The sequence below is a fragment of the Anaerovirgula multivorans genome, assembly GCF_900188145.1.
Classification (GTDB): Bacteria; Bacillota; Clostridia; order Peptostreptococcales; family Natronincolaceae; genus Anaerovirgula; species Anaerovirgula multivorans.
The window spans coordinates 111,997-131,105 of the sequence record NZ_FZOJ01000013.1; the positions used below are offsets into that span (position 1 = coordinate 111,997).

The 19,109-nt window shown below is 34.3% G+C and carries 17 protein-coding genes; 1 reads left to right on the forward strand and 16 read right to left on the reverse strand.

From position 1 onward, the window contains the following. Positions 1-66 precede the first annotated feature (66 nt). From CHB72_RS14155 to recQ, 5 genes are all read right to left on the reverse strand, one after another. Positions 67-1,506 (reverse strand): sensor histidine kinase, encoded by a 1,440-nt coding sequence (locus CHB72_RS14155; RefSeq protein WP_089283539.1) that lies wholly within the window; start codon positions 1,504-1,506, stop codon positions 67-69. Beyond that, the gene (locus CHB72_RS14160; protein ID WP_089283540.1) at positions 1,499-2,176 is read right to left on the reverse strand and encodes a response regulator transcription factor; all 678 of its coding nucleotides are present in this window, start codon (positions 2,174-2,176) and stop codon (positions 1,499-1,501) included. The genes CHB72_RS14155 and CHB72_RS14160 overlap by 8 nt, the downstream gene beginning before the upstream one ends. Positions 2,177-2,440: 264 nt before the next feature. Further along, entirely contained in the window at positions 2,441-2,926 is a 486-nt protein-coding gene (locus CHB72_RS14165) for a DUF4342 domain-containing protein (RefSeq protein WP_089283541.1), read from the reverse strand. Between the two features lie 180 nt (positions 2,927-3,106). Further along, positions 3,107-3,496, reverse strand: coding sequence for a lactoylglutathione lyase (gene gloA, locus CHB72_RS14170; RefSeq protein ID WP_330397044.1), 390 nt, complete (start codon positions 3,494-3,496; stop codon positions 3,107-3,109). A 107-nt stretch (positions 3,497-3,603) separates the two neighbouring features. Then, complete coding sequence (recQ, locus tag CHB72_RS14175) at positions 3,604-5,787, reverse strand: DNA helicase RecQ (RefSeq protein ID WP_089283542.1); 2,184 nt, start codon at positions 5,785-5,787, stop codon at positions 3,604-3,606. Positions 5,788-6,264: 477 nt separating this feature from the next. Between recQ and CHB72_RS14180 the strand changes: the two genes are divergently transcribed. After that, the gene (locus CHB72_RS14180) at positions 6,265-7,821 is read left to right on the forward strand and encodes an ABC-F family ATP-binding cassette domain-containing protein (protein WP_089283543.1); all 1,557 of its coding nucleotides are present in this window, start codon (positions 6,265-6,267) and stop codon (positions 7,819-7,821) included. A gap of 89 nt (positions 7,822-7,910) precedes the next feature. On the opposite strand, the gene CHB72_RS14185 is transcribed toward CHB72_RS14180, so the two are convergent. From CHB72_RS14185 to gnd, 11 genes are all read right to left on the reverse strand, one after another. Then, positions 7,911-8,804 (reverse strand): GGDEF domain-containing protein, encoded by an 894-nt coding sequence (locus CHB72_RS14185; protein ID WP_207652568.1) that lies wholly within the window; start codon positions 8,802-8,804, stop codon positions 7,911-7,913. Positions 8,805-9,309: 505 nt separating this feature from the next. Beyond that, complete coding sequence (locus tag CHB72_RS14190; RefSeq protein WP_207652569.1) at positions 9,310-9,924, reverse strand: RsiV family protein; 615 nt, start codon at positions 9,922-9,924, stop codon at positions 9,310-9,312. A gap of 188 nt (positions 9,925-10,112) precedes the next feature. Further along, complete coding sequence (locus tag CHB72_RS14195) at positions 10,113-10,817, reverse strand: ABC transporter ATP-binding protein (protein WP_089283545.1); 705 nt, start codon at positions 10,815-10,817, stop codon at positions 10,113-10,115. Positions 10,818-10,845: 28 nt separating this feature from the next. Continuing rightward, positions 10,846-11,616 (reverse strand): ABC transporter permease, encoded by a 771-nt coding sequence (locus CHB72_RS14200; RefSeq protein WP_089283546.1) that lies wholly within the window; start codon positions 11,614-11,616, stop codon positions 10,846-10,848. Continuing rightward, positions 11,591-12,622 (reverse strand): ABC transporter substrate-binding protein, encoded by a 1,032-nt coding sequence (locus CHB72_RS14205; protein ID WP_089283547.1) that lies wholly within the window; start codon positions 12,620-12,622, stop codon positions 11,591-11,593. The genes CHB72_RS14200 and CHB72_RS14205 overlap by 26 nt, the downstream gene beginning before the upstream one ends. A 222-nt stretch (positions 12,623-12,844) precedes the next feature. Further along, positions 12,845-14,683, reverse strand: a complete 1,839-nt coding sequence (locus CHB72_RS14210; protein WP_176431384.1) for an HD domain-containing phosphohydrolase — start codon at positions 14,681-14,683, stop codon at positions 12,845-12,847. Between the two features lie 177 nt (positions 14,684-14,860). Continuing rightward, a complete protein-coding gene (locus CHB72_RS14215) occupies positions 14,861-15,298 on the reverse strand; it encodes a YaiI/YqxD family protein (protein WP_089283549.1) in 438 nt (145 codons plus the stop codon). Between the two features lie 4 nt (positions 15,299-15,302). After that, positions 15,303-15,635 (reverse strand): nucleotide pyrophosphohydrolase, encoded by a 333-nt coding sequence (locus CHB72_RS14220; protein WP_089283556.1) that lies wholly within the window; start codon positions 15,633-15,635, stop codon positions 15,303-15,305. 356 nt (positions 15,636-15,991) lie between these two features. After that, positions 15,992-16,609 (reverse strand): cyclase family protein, encoded by a 618-nt coding sequence (locus CHB72_RS14225; RefSeq protein WP_089283550.1) that lies wholly within the window; start codon positions 16,607-16,609, stop codon positions 15,992-15,994. A 13-nt stretch (positions 16,610-16,622) separates the two neighbouring features. Then, positions 16,623-18,107: a glucose-6-phosphate dehydrogenase gene (gene zwf, locus CHB72_RS14230; protein ID WP_089283551.1), complete on the reverse strand. Its 1,485-nt coding sequence runs from the start codon at positions 18,105-18,107 to the stop codon at positions 16,623-16,625. A gap of 25 nt (positions 18,108-18,132) precedes the next feature. After that, positions 18,133-19,029, reverse strand: coding sequence for a phosphogluconate dehydrogenase (NAD(+)-dependent, decarboxylating) (gene gnd / locus CHB72_RS14235; RefSeq protein WP_089283552.1), 897 nt, complete (start codon positions 19,027-19,029; stop codon positions 18,133-18,135). Positions 19,030-19,109 lie beyond the last annotated feature (80 nt).

The window sequence follows — 19,109 nt, forward strand, 5'->3', positions numbered from 1 at the left end:
ATAATCATTTTGTTTTTTGCCTTTGTCCGTTATCACATCTCTATAATTTATGATCTTCACCATTTATCAATTATTTACTTTCTTTACAGGTAGCATAATAACAAATTTCGTTCCAACTCTCAACGTGCTTCTTACTTCAATCTTACCATGATGGCTCTCTACAATCCATTTTGCAATGGATAAGCCTAAGCCCTGTCCTCCCTGAGATTTTGTTCTAGATTTATCAGCACAATAGAATCGTTCAAATATATGGGGAAGCTCTTCTTTGGCTATACCTATTCCTGTATCCTCTACCTCTATCACTATATGATTTTTCCAGACCCTTTGATGAATTGAAATTTTGCCGCTCTCTGGTGTGAATTTTACGCTGTTATCTAGCAATATTCGCAGTAGTTGCTTAATAGATTTTCTATCTCCATAAAAAATATAATCTTCCTTTACATCACAACCAAATTCATGGGTTTTATCTATTAGTTTCGCCTCCTTCACTAATTCATTCATTAATTCCCCCATGGAAAATTCCGTAAGCTCTAGTTTTTGAAGATTTTTATCTGCTCTTGCTAGAAATAGAAGCTTCTCAATTAGGTCCTTCATGTTTTCCGATTCACTTTTTATAGCTTCAATAGATTCCTCCAACACCTCTTTATCCTCTTTTCCCCATCTATCCAGCAAATTGGCATACCCCTGCAGTACTGAAATAGGTGTTCTTAGTTCATGGGAGGCATCAGAAACAAATTGATTCTGCTGCTGATAGGAGGCTTCGATCCGATCTAGCATTGCATTGAAGGTTTCTGCTAAATCCTTCAATTCATCCTGGGAGCTTCCAACATCCAATCTGGTATTTAATTGATGAATAGAAATATGCTTTACTGTCTTTGTCATCTTCTCAATGGGCCTTAGCATCTTTCTACTGGTCTTTGATCCAAAAATAAGCGTAATGAGAATAGCAATACTATTTAATATAAGAAGGGTTATAAATAACACCGTCATATAAGTATCTTCTGTTCTTAGATACTTAGTTGCCTGTAAAATATATTGTTGCTCCTCTATTGTTATTGTTTCTTGGATTATTATCGGTTGATGGAAAAAGCCAATGGTTTCTGTTATCGTATTATCTCCAGTAGAAAACAACAGTCTCCTTCTATTATCTGAAACTGCAAAAATAACATCTTCCTTCTCAGCTATTTCCTTTAAATAATTTTCATAGGACTGAAACTCCTCTGTCATCATTTCTGTCGTCTGTATTAAATTCCTCTTTAAATTCCTCTCTGCTTGCTGTTTTAGAAAGTAGCCCGAAACCCCTAAAACACTAGCACTAATAATGAAAAGAAGCAAAGAAAAAATAAAAGCATATACTACGGTAATCTTAAAGGTAATAGAAAACCTAAATAATTTCTTAATCCGTTTAATGATATAGCCTGCTCCCTTAAATAACAGCTTTATTAATTGAAGCAGAAGAGAAAAAAGCCTCTTAATCGTTGTAGAAACTACTTGAAATTTATTCATTTTTTAAAAGATAACCCACCCCTCTAATGGTATGGATAAGCTTGTCATTATATTTTTCATCAATTTTTCCCCTGAGATATCGAACATAAACATCTACTACATTGGTATCTCCCATATAGTCGTAACCCCAAACCTTCTCTAAAATTTTATCTCTTGATAAAACAATGCTCTGATTCTCCATTAAATAGAAGAGCAAATCAAATTCCCTTTTCGTTAGCTCAATAGTATGCTCATTATAGGTAACTAAGTGCTGCTCCTCATCTAGCTTAAGATTTCCTACCCTTAAAATATGGTGAGTTTCAAAAGTCCCTCTTTTCCTTTTTAATGCTGTTCGGATTCTTGCCAGCAATTCTTCAATGGCAAAGGGTTTTGTAATATAATCGTCCGCCCCAAAATCAAGCCCCATTACTTTATCCATCGTTTGGTCTTTAGCCGTCAACATAATAAGCGGAACATCTGATGACATGCGGATTCGTCGACAAACCTCCATCCCATTCAGCCCTGGCAGCATAATATCTAACAAAATCAAATCTATCTTTTCCTTTAAGGCTTTTTCTAACCCTGCTCTTCCATCATGAGCTTGAATTACCTCATAGCCTTCGTGCTTTAATTCTAATTCAAGAAAACGGGCAATTTTTACCTCATCTTCAATAATCAATATTCTTTGCATATGCTTCCATCTCTCCTTTGAAGGAATAAATCAACGGTTATATATCCATTATATACTATACTTCCAAATCTTAGCTACAGCTTTCAGACCAGGAGAAGATCCTAGTTGTTGGATATTAAAAGTAGATGACCCAAATCTTTGATTTGCTGTCAGTCACTTTCACAGAATGCAATCAAAGTATGCAGTCACATATTTATCTACATAGAATGCAATAAAAAAGTCTTCCTTTAAAGGTGAAAGGATGACTTTTTTAAAAGCACGTTATTATTCTTTTGATTCTTTATGTGGTTCTTGATCCGTCTGATTCACCATAGAGCTTACAGTGGAGGATACTTTATCAAGTACTTCATTTACCTTGATATCCTCACCATTTTTCTTTTCTATCCTTATTTTGTGATTTGTTAAAAAGGCCAATGGGATTCCCACCAATGGAATTACTGGAGCGGCAATACTACCGATTACTGTTAATGTCATAGATAAATTGAAAATATTGTTATCCTGTTTTCCGATAACCAGTCTGCTGTTGTTGCCCTTTTCTATCAAACCCTTTATAGTGCCTGTAATACTGTTAAGAATGGTGCCTGAGGTTTTCTTTTCTTCTTTTTCTGATTTTGTTTTGTTTTCTTTTTCAAGGAAAATCAAAGCCTCCACTGGATCGCCATTATTCTTTTCTAATGCTAACTTCGCTTCCTCATAACTGACATTTGCTCTCTTTCTTAATAAATCAATGGTTTCTAAACTAACACTCATATTCTATCCCTCCATCATCATCTTTGTAATATTATTATAGAAAATAAATATTAGAAGATTCTTAGGGCAAGATTAGAATTTGATTAGAAAATTATTCCTTAATGATAAAAACCTCCAATCGCTTATTGATTGAAGGTTTTTATCTGTATTCTTTTATTAAAAACTTTAAAGATGAAATTTTTATGAATCTGCCCTTATAACCTCTACATCATATCCGTCTGGATCAGTTACAAAATAATATCTAGGCGGACTACCTGGAAGTCCCATCAATTCTGTAACTTTATATCCCATCTCTTTATGCTTTTCTCGAGAACCCTCTAAATCATTTACTGTAACTGCTATATGGCTAAAGCCATTGCCAATCTCATAGGGTTTTTCTGGATTGTAGTTGTAGGTCAACTCCAACTCGTATCTGCCTGATGCATCGCTTAAAAAAACCAAGGTAAATTTATGCTCAGGAAAATCCTTTCTTCTTTTTTCTAGCAATCCTAATGCTTCTTGATAAAATTTCAAAGATTTCTCTAAATCCATTACTCTTATGCAGGTATGTAGCATTTTATAATTCATCATAAGATTACCCTCCTATTATTTATAGTTTTACATAGTCATTATATCAAATTTTTTTAAAAATAAACAATTGGAAATTATGAAGAATTTTAGTCTATGGATAAGCAATATCAAATGGCATTTTTCACGATTACTATGCGAATATCCTCATAACTAATCTCTTCAGGTAAAGCTTCTTTGATGGGCTTTAGCCTTTCTATTCCTACTTTTTTTATAACCTCCAATATAGCTGCTTCTTTTCTTGGATCATCAATAAATCTTTCCCAATGAATCGTTTCTCCTTCTTTTTCACATCTTTTTAAGTGCTCTATGATTGTAATCGGTTTTAGATTTCTTGTGAACGCTATCTCCTCTAGAGATAATCCCTCTAAGTAGCAATTGAAGGTTAATTGATATCTATTGAGTTGTAGTCCTTCTTCTAATCGATTTTTATCTCTATCCATCATCTCTGGTTTTTGATACTGAGAAACATTTATTTTATTCTCAATACAATAATCTTTAATAAGATGAACAAATCTCTCGCCATAATTTTCATATTTTTGCATCCCCACACCACTTATTGCAAGAAGATCTTCTTTATTCCGTGGAAAATAGGCTGCCATTTCTCTTAAGGTTCTATCATGAAAGATCATAAAGGGAGCTAAGTGTTTTTCTTGGGCTATTGTATATCTTAATTCCTTCAATTGGTTAAATAAATCTTCATCAAAATTGTCGATAGCTTCTTTCTTAGCCTTCTCTTTTTTATCTCCTTGGGTTGAAGCTATTTCCATCAGTTCTTTTTTATGATAGACCTTCACTTCTCCCTGCAGCACTTCACGACATTTGGTGGTTAACTTTAACACAGGAAATTTGTCTGTTGTAATATGAATATATCCTCTAGCAGCCAATGTCATAATGATTTCTCTTATTGCCTTCTCACTATAATCTTTCATTATATTATAAGTGGATACTTGATTTAAACCTAATTCTACTACTTTTTTGTTCTTTGAACCCCTCAAAACCTGTATAACGATGTTTACCCCATACCTTTGTTCTACTCTATAAATACAGGATAATATTTTTTGGGCTTCCACTGTAATATCTATCATCTCTGACTTATCTAAACAGTTGCTGCAATTACTACAGTTATCCTCTATTACATCTTCTCCGAAGTAGGTCAAAATTTTATTTCTAAGACAATCATTTGTATGACAGAAATCTATAAGATATTGCAGGTTTTTATATTGCAGTGCCTCACGTTCAGGTGTATTATACTCATTCTCCATGATAAGCTTTTGTTTTATAACGTCTGCTGGGGAATACATTAGGATACAATGGCTTTTGTCTCCATCTCTTCCCCCTCTACCTGCCTCTTGATAATAGGCTTCCATATTTTTAGGCATATTATAATGAATAACAAATCTAACGTCAGGCTTATCTATACCCATTCCAAATGCATTGGTTGCTATAATTATCCTAGTTTTATTAAACATAAAGCTCTCTTGGTTTTTTTGGCGAAAATCTGCCGCCATCCCACCATGATATCCACCAACCGAAAATCCTTGTTCCATCAGCTTCTTTACTAATCCTTCTACCGTCTTTCTTGTGGCACAGTAGATAATTCCTGATTCCTTCTGAAAATGATTATTTAAATAATCTATTAAGTACTCAAACTTATTACCTGTCTTCACCACTTGATAGAATAAGTTAGGCCGATCAAATCCTGTGGTTACTTCAAGGGGATGTTGCAAATCTATTAATTTCTTTATTTCTATAATAATTTCCTTTGTGGCCGTAGCTGTAAATGCTGCCACTACAGGTCTATTTTTAAATAATTTAATAAATTTAGGAATTTCAAGATAGCTTGGGCGAAAATCATGACCCCACTGGCTGATACAATGGGCTTCGTCAATAGCAATGAAGGAAATCTTTATCGCTCTAATAATGTCCATAAATACACTAGTATTTAACCGTTCTGGTGCTACAAATACTATCTTGTATTTATTTTCTTTTATTTCTTTAACTCTCTCCATGAACTCTACCTGCTGTAGCGTGCTATTGATACAAGTAGCTTTTATTCCCATCTCATCTAGTGCATCCACTTGATCCTTCATTAGCGATATCAATGGTGAAATCACTATAGTGACACCTTCTAACATCAAAGCTGGCAATTGATAACAAAGAGATTTACCTCCTCCTGTAGGCATGATCCCTAATACATCAGTTCCAGCCAATATTCCTTTTATCAGTTTTTCTTGCCCTTTTTTAAAGGTACCATAGCCAAAATACGCTTTCAGTTCTTTATAAATATCCATGTTTTTCCTCACTTCGAATCAGTCTTTTGTTCTCCGACTTCTCATAGGAATAATATATCATACCATAAAAAGCGAGTCAAAAATAAGTCTTACAAGTGGGGGACTTAGCAATATATCGAAGGATCAATGTCTTCAAAACCATCTTAGAGACTTTTATCTATATTATCCTAAAGTTTCCTTCTATATTTTTAAAATTTTTCTTTCAAATGATTGTCCTGTCGTATATAATTTATTATGTATGTTTATGTGTATTTTCTTAGATAGGCATATGCCCCTAAATTTTAATATACTAAGGGCTACATTTGCAGTCCTCGGCTATGATTTTTAGCCGAGGGCGAAACCGTAGACCGTGTATATTAAAGTTAAAGTATAGAAACCAACATCTATATAATTAGAAACTATGAGTATCTTGACACAAAACAAAAATAATTATATTTAATGATAATCATACTTTGCTATTATAGAAAGGAGCATAAAATGAGTATTTTAACAGTTAAAAATTTGAGCCATGAATTCGGAGATCGTGCCATCTTCAATAGTGTCTCCTTCCGACTTTTAAAGGGAGAGCATATTGGTCTCATTGGTGCAAATGGAGAAGGTAAATCTAGTTTTATGAACATTATCACCGGTAAGCTGGAGTCTGATGATGGACAAGTCGAATGGGCAAAGGGCGTTCGAGTTGGTTATTTAGATCAGCATACAGCATTGGAAAAGGGCATGACTATCCGTGATGTATTAAAGGGCGCGTTTCAATATCTCTTTGATATGGAAACAAAAATGAATGAGATATGTGAAAAAATGGCGAATGCTACTCCAGAAGAATTAGAGCAATTATTAGAGGATATGGGTACGATTCAGGATGCTTTGACCAATAATGATTTTTATATTATTGATGCTAAGGTCGAAGAGATTGGCCGAGGTTTGGGCTTAGAGGATATTGGTTTAGATAAGGATGTACACGATCTCAGCGGTGGACAAAGAACTAAGGTGCTACTAGCAAAGCTTCTATTAGAGAAACCTGATATTCTTTTATTAGATGAACCTACTAACTATCTAGATGAACAGCATATTGAATGGTTGAAACGTTATCTTCAAGAGTATGAAAATGCTTTTATCTTGATTTCTCATGATATTCCCTTTCTCAACAGTGTCATCAACTTAATTTATCACATGGAAAATCAAGAGTTAAACCGTTATGTTGGTGACTATGATAATTTCCTACAGGTTTATGATGTAAAAAAGCAACAGCTAGAATCAGCCTATAGAAAACAACAGCAGGAAATTGATGAGTTGAAGGATTTTGTTGCTAGGAATAAAGCACGAGTCTCTACTAGAAACATGGCTATGTCCCGTCAAAAAAAGCTAGATAAAATGGATGTCATTGAGCTTGCAAGAGAAAAACCAAAGCCAGAATTTTATTTTAAAGAATCAAGGGTTTCAGGAAAATTAATCTTTGAAACCAAGGATTTAGTTATAGGCTATAATGAGCCTCTCTCTAAGCCTCTAAATCTTCGAATGGAGAGAGGTCAAAAAATTGCCCTCGTGGGAGCAAATGGCCTTGGAAAAACTACCTTGTTGAGAAGTATTTTAGGAGAAATTAAATCTGTAGCCGGTTCTGTAGAATTGGGAGACTATCTCAACATTGGTTATTTTGAACAGGAAATTAAAGAGGCAAACTATAAGACCTGTATTGAAGAAGTATGGCAAGACTTCCCTGCTTACAGTCAATATGAGGTTCGAGCTGCCCTCGCAAAGTGTGGATTAACTACCAAACATATTGAAAGCAAAGTAGTTGTATTAAGTGGTGGAGAACAAGCAAAGGTTCGACTGTGTAAATTAATCAACAAAGAAACCAATATATTGATCCTAGATGAACCTACCAACCACTTGGATGTAGATGCAAAGGAAGAGCTGAAACGAGCTTTAAAGAACTATAAAGGTAGCATTCTTCTCATCTGCCATGAGCCAGAATTCTACAGAGAAGTGACAACAGATGTATGGGACTGCGAAACCTGGACAACCAAAATAGTATAATCTCATTTTAGATTATTAATAAAAACAAGGCTATCAAAAGGTGTATCTCTTGATAGCCTTGTTTTTATTAATGATATTGATTACGCCTTCTAAAATAAGGTTGGATGAGAAACAATATTTCTACCTTTTCTCTTTGAACGGTATAATCCTTCGTCAGCCTTTGAAATAATTTCTACTGCAGTTTTCCCATCCTGGGGATAGGAAGAAATTCCTATGGAAACTGTAACATTTGGTTTACTACAAGAGCTAATCTTTTTACAGATCTCTTCAGCAACATTTTTTGCTTCATTTATATTGGCTTCTGGAAGAATTACAATAAATTCATCTCCTCCGTACCTCCCTATATAATCAGCTTTCCTTATATTTCTTTGGATGATGTTTACGATTTCCTTAATACAATTGTCTCCAACGATATGCCCATGATAATCATTTATCTTTTTAAAATGATCAATATCTACCATAGCCAAGGAAATAGGTTTCTTCCCTATAGAAATTAGTTCCTCTAAAATAGCTATAATAGTGTTTTTATTGTAGGCTTGAGTCATACCATCAGTATGGGCTGCACTTACTAAACGTTCCTGTTGCAATTCCATATAAAATAGTTGCTTTTTTACTTCCTCATCATAGGATTGTTTTAGAGATGTCTTAAGTTTTTCAGCCTCTTTCATTTTACTTTCCCATGCAATATAGGTTCTTCTGTAAAAGTAATGATAGAATCCATAGTATGCTGCAATTTTAATAAAAACTGCTGTAAGACCTACAACACCCTCCATTCCATTAAGTTGCAGCACCGTTCCAACAAGAAACCAAATAAAACAATATTTTAGATTTCTATCCTTACTCTTTCGCCTAGACAAAAGTAGGATATTTATTAAAAGAGTCATATTTAATAAGATTTGTATTAGTTGAGGTTTTTCAATTATTTTGTTAAATCCGTATCTGGGCAGGGTTAAAGATAACGGTATTAATATAACCAGAATCATAATGCTAGCAGCTAAAATAGTCCTTTGAAATCCTTTAATCAAAAGTATAAGAAAAAGCGCCATTACTAACATTAGTTCAATAAAATTAATAACTGTGACAGATGGAATTTCCTGTAAATATATAAAAGAATAAATGCTAAGATAAAATGAAATTAAGAATGTGTAGCCTAATGCTTGAAATTTTGGCTGCCTATGATAAAAAGTAATTGTAAACACAAAAATGAGAAAGGAAAAGCATAAGATAGTGAAATATAATATATAATTACCCATAAATTATATAGAGAGCACCTCCTTTTTGTCATCTGCATGTTTCTAAATATTCCAATTCTTCTTGATAATTAAGTATACCATTTGATTCCACCTACATCAATGGGTCTACAAGTCAAATTTGGTGTTTTTTTGACAAAAATCGTAAGAATAATGCAATAGCAGAACAAGGAAATATCTCCTTGTTCTGTTACACATTAACAAAGTATAGTGGTGCATATTTATAATAGATTTTTCACTAAAGCCACATCAACATTCTATCTAAAATACTATTAGGCACAATCATATCACTAATATCATAAATTGGAATTACAAAGTAGGGTAGGCCTGCCACATAGGGAGAAATTTCATACTGCTGAAAATAAATGACAAGACTTTTATCAGCAATATAATAATCTTGATCTGGTCGTATTCCTTTGAACCCATCTAATAATGGTATATCTCTTTCTTTGATCTGGGCATAAATCATATCAGAAAGTTTCTTTATATATCCACTATCCGGTTTAAATAACTGGTGTAATTCATAGTTTTTTCCTGTTTTCACATCAATATTAGCAGATTTCACAACAGTAACTGGATGAGCTCCGTGGAAATCTCCCATAGCATTTCCTGTTATGCTTAATACCTGTCGTTGATTATTTTTTATTTCATAAAATCCTGTTACATAAGTAACAAGTTCTGGTTGGATAACAGCTTTTGTTACTTTGATCATTAGGTTATATAACTCTGAGTTTATTCTCTGTTGAACATATACATCACTTAACCCATATACTTTAGGATAATAAAAATCTACTGTGGGCTTGTTATAATGCATTGAAAAAATTTGGACTGGTAATTTCTTCTCTATTGTCATACTTTTCGCCGCCCTTCACGCATATGCTTTTTTTCTATTTTATTCCGTTAAAGCAAGAAGGTGCAAAAATAATTAACAGCAACATGGCTCCTTTGTAGGATATACTAAAGGAGTAGATTATAGGTCTACTCCTTTTCTGGTTGTACCATCTGATAGATTTTTTAGTAGTAAAATCATTATAAAGTTTTTTAAAAATCCCCCAAAAGTAAATCCTTATATCGACCCATTTCATTTCTATATTTTCCTCTATCACAGGAAGGAATCTCAATCGTAATTTGTTTTTTTAATGTTAGAGGAAGTCCTTGGAAAACATGGATGTCATCAGCTATATATAAAGCTTCATCAACATCGTGGGTAATAAAGAAGAAAAACCTATTTTTATGATTCCAATCATTGATAATATAATCCATCAATCCCTTTTTTAACTCTAAATCTAAGCCTTTAAAGGGCTCGTCCATCACAACAATGTCCCCTCCGTAGGCAAAGGCCCTGGCAATTGCTGCCCGTTGTTTCATACCTCCACTTAATTGCTCAGGATAACTGTTTTTAAATTTTAACAAATTTACCAATGACAAATATTCACCCGCCAGTTGTCGAGCCTCACTTTTACTATAATGACTTTCCAAAACAAATAGCATATTTTCTTCCACTGTTGCCCATGGTATTAAACGATCCTCCTGAAAGATGTAGGAAAAGGATTTACCTTCTAGCCCTTCAACCCACCCTTCATCAGCATCCACTAGACCTGTAAGAATATTTACAAAAATAGTCTTGCCACATCCCGATGGCCCAAAAATACAGTGAATCCTATCTGAGGAAAAGTCCATGTTAAGATTTGAAATCACCTGTAGGTCTTTATATTTCTTAAAAAGTTCTTTTACCTGTATCTTCAATCTTGTCACTTCCTTTTCTGACGACAGTTTAAGATGGAATTTTTTTTATTGTAATCTTTCGAATAAGCTGGGCAAAAATACTTTCAAACAGGAGACTAAGTAAAATTACCACCACTGTCCAAGCAAATAAATCACTGGAGTCTAGATATACCTTAGCACTGTAAAGATGACTTCCTATAGCATTTTTAGGATGACTCAGAACTTCTGCTGCCACACTAACCTTCCATCCTAATCCCAAACAAGTTATACTAGCTGCTGAAAAATAGGGCATAATAGAAGGTAAATATATTTTTCTTAATACTGTTGATTTTCTAACCCGATACACCTTGGCCATTTCCAAAAGCTTCTCATCTACATTTCTAATCCCCGTTACCACATTGAGCCAAATGACAGGAAAACACATGAGAAAGCAAATAAAAATTGGCACATTTGAAGAAGAAAACCAAATTAATGCTATAATAATAAAGGATAAAACTGGAGTAGATTTAATTGCTGTCATTAGAGGATTGATTAAATCATAAACATAGTCATTCATACTGGAGACAATACCAATGCCAACCCCCAGCAGTATGGATAAAATTAAACCTGCCATCACTCGATATATAGAGTAAGCCACAGATTTCCAGAATACTGATAGCATAATGAGCTCCTTTAAACGAATAAAGACACTAAAAGGAGAAGGGACATAAATGTCCCTTTGAATCATAAAGTAAATCATTTGCCATACGACGATCCAAAATATGAAAATCACTACCTTGTTTAAAGGCTTTCTTTTATTTTTTATAGTAAAATCCTTCATCTCCTAATTTTCCCCCAATAGACTTAGGCTCAAAGTTAAATAGTACTTGATAAAAATCCTCTAGAAACGGCTTCGCCTCTTGAGCATCTATATATACAATATTAGAATAAGGAATAGCTTTTCTTGCAATAGCTACATTTGGAAGTATTTCATACTTTTCAATCAACATAGCTGCTTCTTCCATCTGTTGGTTAACAAAATTTACTGACCGCTCATACTCCTCTAAGAAGGTATCTAACGCTTCTTTATTCTCTTCGGCAAATTCTTTCTGAACAACAATAGCCCCCATAGCTAATTGTCCTTCGCTACCCATTACCTTTCTCCATTCCTCGGTTATGTCTAAGGCAATTCTAAGATTTTCGTTTTTCATCATAGCAGTAGTAACATGTGGTTGAGGCAATAGAGCAATATCCACGTCTCCAGCTGCCAAAAATGCTGCAAGCTCTGCATGCTGCAGTTTGAAATCTAACATAACATCCTTATCAGCCTCTAGTTGATTTTCTTGCAAAATATATTGAAATATAAAGTCAGGCGTAGCACCTTTCCCACTAATATTTATAGTTTTTCCTTTTAGATCCGTAACTGAATGAATACTATCCCCATTTTCCACAACATATAGTACCCCTAGTGTATTAACCGCCGCCAGCTGTACCTTTCCTTCAGTACGATTATGTAAAACTAGTGCTAAGTTTGTTGGTACTGCTGCCACATCTACTTCTCCACTAATGATTTTACCTGCTAGATCATCTGGACTACCCATCAAAGTAAAATCATAATCTAAAGCCGCATCTCCGTTTTCATTTCTCTCCATCAATTCTACCATACCCATACCTGTAGGTCCATTTAATGCTGCAACTCTCATTTCTGTTTTTTCTACAGACTCAGCAGGGCTTTCCGCGGGCGCTTCTGTTTGAGGGCTCACCGTTTCTTTGCTACAAGCTACAAAGGTAGTTAATAACGCCATAATCAATAATAACATTAAAGATTTTCTTAACAACTTTTTCATCACTACATCCTCCCTTTATACGTTTCAAAACCATCTGAAAATTGTTCTCATTATACTATCAAAAACCTGGCTTTGTCAACTATTAAACAAAATAAAAGGAGACTTTATTCATAAATAGATATCCATAAGTAGACAACCGAAAGTTTGGTTTGTAACTTTCGTGTTGGTCACTTAGTTTGTTTATCTAGTGAGAGTCTTAGCAATCACCAAAGGATAAAATTTTTAGCTGCTATACTCATTCATCGAGGTGTTTATTAATATTTCCTCTTGGGTTAATATACTTACAAAGGTATCCACCACTTTAGAATCAAATTGGGTTCCTTTCCTTTTCTGCAATTCTTCCATTGCTTCCTCCTTCGTGAAGGGAACTTCTCTATAGGGCCTTACACTGGTCATAGCATCATAAGCATCAGCCACTGCTAAAATTTTAGCTGATAAGCTTATGTCTTTCTCAGTTAAATGGTGGGGATATCCTTTTCCATCCACCCTTTCGTGATGCTGGTAAATGATTTCTCTACTTTCCTTTAAGAATTCTATATCCTCTAGAATACGAAAAGCTATTCCAGGATGTTTTTTTACAATCTCATATTCTTCAACAGAAAGTTTCCCTACTTTATTCAAAATCTCAGAGGGTATGCCAATTTTTCCTATGTCATGAAGAAGACTAGCAAACTCTAAATTATCTATGTCAAACTGAGGAAAGTTCATAATTCTTGCTATAGACATAGCAATGTCTCTTACTCTTTCACAATGGCCCCGAGTATATTCATCATTTGCCTCTATTGAATTAGCCAGAGCTTTTACAGTAGATAAATAGTTCCTTCTAACCTCGTCTAAAAGGCTGGCTAATTCTTCATTCATTGCTTCTGTTTCCTCTGAGAAAGCCATAATTTCTTCATTTTGAACCATAATTTCCTGATTCTTCTTTGTTAGCTCTTGTACATGCATGTTCCTTTCCTCCAACAATCCTTCTATTTCCTGCAGCATTTCATTAAACTTAGTACCCAATACTCTAAACTCATCTCTTGTTCTAATATCTGTTCTAACCCCCATTTTACCTTTAGAGATTTTATTAATAACTTGCATCATCTGTTCAACTGGCTTTGTTATAACACCAGAAAGTATTAGACCTAAAATAAGGGTAATAACAGTGCTAATGAAAGCTATTATAACTACTTGATTTCTAATAGGAGTCAGCATCTCTTCGATATCTATCTTTGCCATTCCCACAAACTTCCATCCAGTCTCAGGCACTGTTAAATAGGATATAATAATATCCTTCTCCTCTGTAGATGCATATAAATCAGTTCCACTATCATTTAATAAGACTTCTTGAAGCCATCCTTCTTCCCCTATGTTATTTAACAGCATGTTCTTATCAGGATGAGCATAGATATCTCCATCATTACTCATCAGCATTAAGTATCCATCGTCTCCCAAAATTAAATTTTTTATTATTTCTGAAAATTTATTAAGCTTAATATCTATTGCTACTACACCTACCAGATCTTCCCCTTTTTTAATAGCCTTTGCAACTGTAACCACTACTTCTCCAGAATCACCAGCATCTAGATAGGGTTCTGTCCAAACAATCTTTCCATCATTTTCTACTGCACTTATATACCAATCTCTTTCTCTACAATCATATTCCTCTGGCATCTTTGGGTCTATTGGACTTAAAAGAAGGGATCCATCCTCCTCTACACCCAGATATATCCATGCTACATCTGGATTTGCAGCAATAAAGCCCTTCCATTGGCTGGCAACGGGGTAAAAGTGATCTGGTATATCAGTAACCATTTTAGGCTGATTTGGTTTATTTTTATAATTAATAATATTTTCATCTTGTGACCAATACTGAATTACATATTCCATACTTTCCATAAAGTTTTTCAAAAAGTAATCATCAATATTGCTTAAAGTATTATAATTTTTAAATTTCATATCTTCAATTAGTATTTCTTTGGCATTTCCATATATCATCAGTCCTAATGTTGTAACTGCAGTTAATATTAAAACTAAGATTATAATTGTTATTTTATTTCTTATAGATATCTTCACAGTTATCCCTCTTTTAGTCATTAGTGTCTTTTCTTCTAAATCCTAACAATTTTTCCATTATTGATAATAATTTTCGACACTTTTCAAACAATTCCTTCTTTTTAATTTGTAATATTGGTTTTTTCCTTAGTTTTCTTCCTATACTGGAGACATCTCCATGTTTTAAATTTTATTCTTTCATAACCTTGAAAGAACTAATTCTCTGAATTTCTTTTCAAACATAAGATTATCTTCTCTACTTCTCTTAGGTATTTTGGTATATTTTTTATGTTTTCTTCTCATTTCTTGCTTTAAATGCCTTTGCATCAATAGTTCATCTATGTTGTCATCCGTATAGAGCCATCCATTTTGATTAATGACTACAGCCTTTTTCCCGAGAGCCAATGCCGCTACACCATAGTCTTGGGTCACTATGATGTCGCCTTCTTTTGTATGATTAATCAACATAATATCTGCCATATCTCTTCCTTGATCAGCAGTCATAATCGTTGCATAATCATCATACAGTTCATGACAAATATTTTTAACCATAATAAGCTCTATGCCATGCTCCTTCGCCACCCTAAGTACTATATCCTTTACAGGGCAACCGTCAGCGTCAACTAATATTTTCATTTCTCTACTCATCCTTTCGCGTCCATCGATCAGCATCCCGTGTGTTAAATTTGTGCATCATATCACTAAAGGACTTTTTTAAATCAATGTCCAGAGAATTAGCAAAGCATAACAAAATGAACAGACAATCGGCAAGCTCCATATCAATGGTGTTTTCCTCTTCATCAGATCTCTTTGGCTTTTCTCCATAGTAGTGATTGACCTCTCTCGCCAGTTCTCCCACTTCTTCTGTTAATCTAGCCATCAAGGCCAAGGGACTAAAGTAACCCTCCTTAAACTGCGCAATGTAATCATCTACTTGCTGCTGCATTTCTCTTAAGGTTATATCATTCTTCATTTGTTCCGCTTCCTTTCCTATCCATCTATTTTCGTTTGTTTTTTCTATGTATCTATTAATATATTCTCCTAAAAACATTTTTTTCCTTTCAACAACAAAACCACCCAAAATTTTGATAATGTTGGGTGGTTTTTATTATGATCGGTAGCAGTAACTAACAGATTGCCAGTTTCATTTGTATCATATAACATTGCCATTCTTAATTGAAAAAATAATCTCTCTAGATAAACAAACTAAGTGACCAACTCGAAAGTTACAAACCAAACTTTCGGTTGTCTACTTATAGATAAACAAACTAAGTGACCAACTCGAAAGTTGCAAACCAAACTTTCGGTTATCTACTTATGAATTAAGTCTCATTTTATCAACAATGCTCTTGTGGGCGCTGCTTCAACATTTCTGATTTTTAGTGGTGGAGCAATCAAGGTATATTCTCCCTCTTCTACATCCTTTAACTGCAATCCTTCAATAATCATGATCCCATGATTTAACAATGTCTTATGAGTCTCATGCTGGGGTTGATCTCTTTCAATCCCTAGGGCGTCAATCCCCACCCCTTCAATTCCTATTTCTTTTAAATAAATTGCGCCACTTTTTTCTAAGAACACAAATTGAAAATCAAACTCCGCGGCAAAAGAATTTTTTGTTTTGAATAAAACAAAATCTCCTTTAACTATATTTTTTTCCTGTAATGCAGCTTTCGTGATTCTATTTTCTATATCAGTTAAATCCAATACCTTGCATTTTCTTATAAAGCTCTCTAAGTCATAACTCTCCATAGTAGTTCCTCCTTCTATCATGTGTAGAGGAGCATCTATATGAGTTCCTGTATGCAGCTCCATTGTAATAACGGATTCATAGGAGTTGCCAGTGGTATGATCTTTCGCTACTTTTATTTTTGGTTTCTTTTCTTGTTTATTTTTATAAACCATCATATCTTCATGAATGTCCATTGAAATATCATAAATCTTCATTCCTATCGTCTCCTTATATATTCATCCACCTTTTCTTGTCTTTTTGAAGCAACAACTCTGCTTCCTTTGGTCCCCAAGTGCCTGCTTCATAGTTTGGGAAGGTCGGATTTTGATTTTTCCATGCTTCAAGAATACTATCTACAAATTTCCACGAGTATTCCACTTCATCCCATCTTGCGAAAAGGGTTGCGTCCCCCCTCATGACATCATATAAGAGTCTTTCGTAGGCTTCCGGTGAGTTAATTCCAATTTGACAATTTTGACAAAAGTCCATTTGTACTGGAATAATATTTTGCTCGGTCCCTGGTTCCTTTGCATTAAACTGAAAAAACACGCCTTCCCTAGGTTGTATCCTTATTACTAACATGTTGGGCTGTAATTGTTTTTCTTTGAAATACAGTATGTCTTCTATTGATTTAAATTGTATGATGATCTCTGTTGATTTTTTCGGCATCCTTTTTCCTGTCCTTATATAAAAAGGAATTCTTGCCCATCGAAAGTTCTCTATATATACCTTCAATGCTACAAATGTTTCCGTATTAGAGCTGGACGCAACCCTTTTCTCTTCTCTATATCCTATTATTGTTTCTTTGTCTGATTGGCCAGAACTATATTGTCCTCTGACAACATTTTCTTCTATGTCCTCCAAATTAATTCTTTTTAGTGCCTTAAGCACCTTTACCTTTTCATTTCTTATAGACTCAGGATCTAAATCATTTGGCGGCTCCATCCCTATGAGACTAATTAACTGAAGCATATGGCTCTGCACCATATCCCGCATTGCACCAGCCCTTTCATAGTATCCTCCACGATTTTCTACTCCTACCGTTTCACTAGAGGATATTTGTATATTGTCAATGTACTTATTGTTCCAAAGGGGTTCGAATAACATATTAGCAAAGCGTAAAACCATGATGTTTTGTAGCATTTCTTTTCCTAGATAATGATCAATCCTATAGGTATTCTCCTCTTGAAATACATCTACGATTTTGCTATTCAAGTACTTAGCTGATTGTAGATCCCTACCAAAAGGTTTTTCAATAACTACTCTTTTCCAGGCTTTTTCAACTTTATTCATACAACAGCTGCTTAATTTATCTACAATTCCTTCAAAGTATTCCGGTGCCACAGCCATATAATAGATTCTGTTCCCTTTTGTATTATGTTTTCTATCCATCTCGGTAAGAAAATCATTTAATTCAACATATTTTTCCTTTTGTAGAAAGTCCATACTTTTATAATATATTCTATTTTTTATGCCATCCCATACTTCTTCTTCTATAGAAAATCTTGAAAATTGTTTTATAGATTTATATACTTCTACCCTATATTCTTCATTGGTTTTATCTCTTCTACCAATAGCTATAAGTGCAAAATTGTCGGAAAGAACTTTTTGTTGATACAAGTTATAAATGGCAGGTAATAGTTTTCTATGGGTTAAATCACCGGTAGCCCCAAATATTACAAGGGCACAAGACAAATCTAAACTGCTATCCATTCTGCTCACCTACTTCCTAAATATGCTATTTCTTTTCTACGCTGTGACCTCCAAACTCATTTCTTAAAGCTGCTATTACTTTTCCTGTAAATGTATCCTCCTGTTGCGATCTATACCTTACAAATAATGAGTCGGTAATAGCAGGGGCTGGTACTTGAAGCTCTAAGGCCTCCTGCACAGTCCATAAACCTTCTCCTGAGGAATGTACTATTCCTTTAATGCTTTCAAGCTGTGGGTCCTTTTCAAAAGCTCTTTCCATCAACTCCATAAGCCAACCACGGATAACAGAACCATGGTTCCATACTTTAGCAACCTCTTTATAATCTAGATCAAACTGACTTTTTTCTAAAATTTCAAAACCCTCTCCCATTGCCTGCAGCATACCATATTCGATCCCATTATGAATCATCTTTACAAAATGTCCTGACCCACTTTTACCGGTGTGTAAATATCCCTTTTCTAAGCAGATATCCTTAATAATAGGTTCAATCACCTTAAAAACATGCTCCTCAGCTCCAATCATCATACATGCTCCATTTCTTGCTCCTTCTACTCCGCCACTTGTACCAACATCTACAAAATGAAGGCCTTTTTCCTTCAACATTTTGTATCTTCTTAAGGTATCCTTATAGTTAGAATTGCCCCCATCAATAATGATATCTCCCTTATCTAGCAAAGGAATTAGATTTTCTATCATTTCATCTACTGGATCACCAGCTGGTACCATTAGCCAAATAATTCTAGGCATACTAAGTTTGCTAACCAACTCTTCAATGCTATAGGCCCCTATTAGCCCTTCAGCCTCCGCTTCTTTTATTTTTTCATGTGACCTATTATAGGCTACAACTCTATAATGATGATCCTTTATATTTAGTGCAAGATTATATCCCATTTTCCCCAATCCAATGATTCCAATTTCCACCTAATATCACTCCTTAACATATCGTTAATTTTTGATTATTATATTTACTATCCTATCTTTTAATTCTCAAACATATTTTT

Bases quoted from the DNA above. Each gene is read 5' to 3' on its own strand.
- CHB72_RS14220 (WP_089283556.1), bottom strand. From the start codon at position 15,635: ATGAAGAATGATATAACCTTAAGAGAAATGCAGCAGCAAGTAGATGAT.
- CHB72_RS14215 (WP_089283549.1), bottom strand. From the start codon at position 15,298: ATGAAAATATTAGTTGACGCTGACGGTTGCCCTGTAAAGGATATAGTA.
- CHB72_RS14205 (WP_089283547.1), bottom strand. From the start codon at position 12,622: ATGAAAAAGTTGTTAAGAAAATCTTTAATGTTATTATTGATTATGGCG.
- recQ (WP_089283542.1), bottom strand. From the start codon at position 5,787: ATGGATATTTATAAAGAACTGAAAGCGTATTTTGGCTATGGTACCTTT.
- CHB72_RS14155 (WP_089283539.1), bottom strand. From the start codon at position 1,506: ATGAATAAATTTCAAGTAGTTTCTACAACGATTAAGAGGCTTTTTTCT.
- CHB72_RS14165 (WP_089283541.1), bottom strand. From the start codon at position 2,926: ATGAGTGTTAGTTTAGAAACCATTGATTTATTAAGAAAGAGAGCAAAT.
- CHB72_RS14185 (WP_207652568.1), bottom strand. From the start codon at position 8,804: ATGATTCTGGTTATATTAATACCGTTATCTTTAACCCTGCCCAGATAC.
- zwf (WP_089283551.1), bottom strand. From the start codon at position 18,107: ATGGATAGCAGTTTAGATTTGTCTTGTGCCCTTGTAATATTTGGGGCT.
- CHB72_RS14180 (WP_089283543.1), top strand. From the start codon at position 6,265: ATGAGTATTTTAACAGTTAAAAATTTGAGCCATGAATTCGGAGATCGT.
- CHB72_RS14200 (WP_089283546.1), bottom strand. From the start codon at position 11,616: ATGAAGGATTTTACTATAAAAAATAAAAGAAAGCCTTTAAACAAGGTA.
- CHB72_RS14160 (WP_089283540.1), bottom strand. From the start codon at position 2,176: ATGCAAAGAATATTGATTATTGAAGATGAGGTAAAAATTGCCCGTTTT.
- CHB72_RS14190 (WP_207652569.1), bottom strand. From the start codon at position 9,924: ATGACAATAGAGAAGAAATTACCAGTCCAAATTTTTTCAATGCATTAT.
- CHB72_RS14225 (WP_089283550.1), bottom strand. From the start codon at position 16,609: ATGAAGATTTATGATATTTCAATGGACATTCATGAAGATATGATGGTT.
- gloA (WP_330397044.1), bottom strand. From the start codon at position 3,496: ATGATGAATTATAAAATGCTACATACCTGCATAAGAGTAATGGATTTA.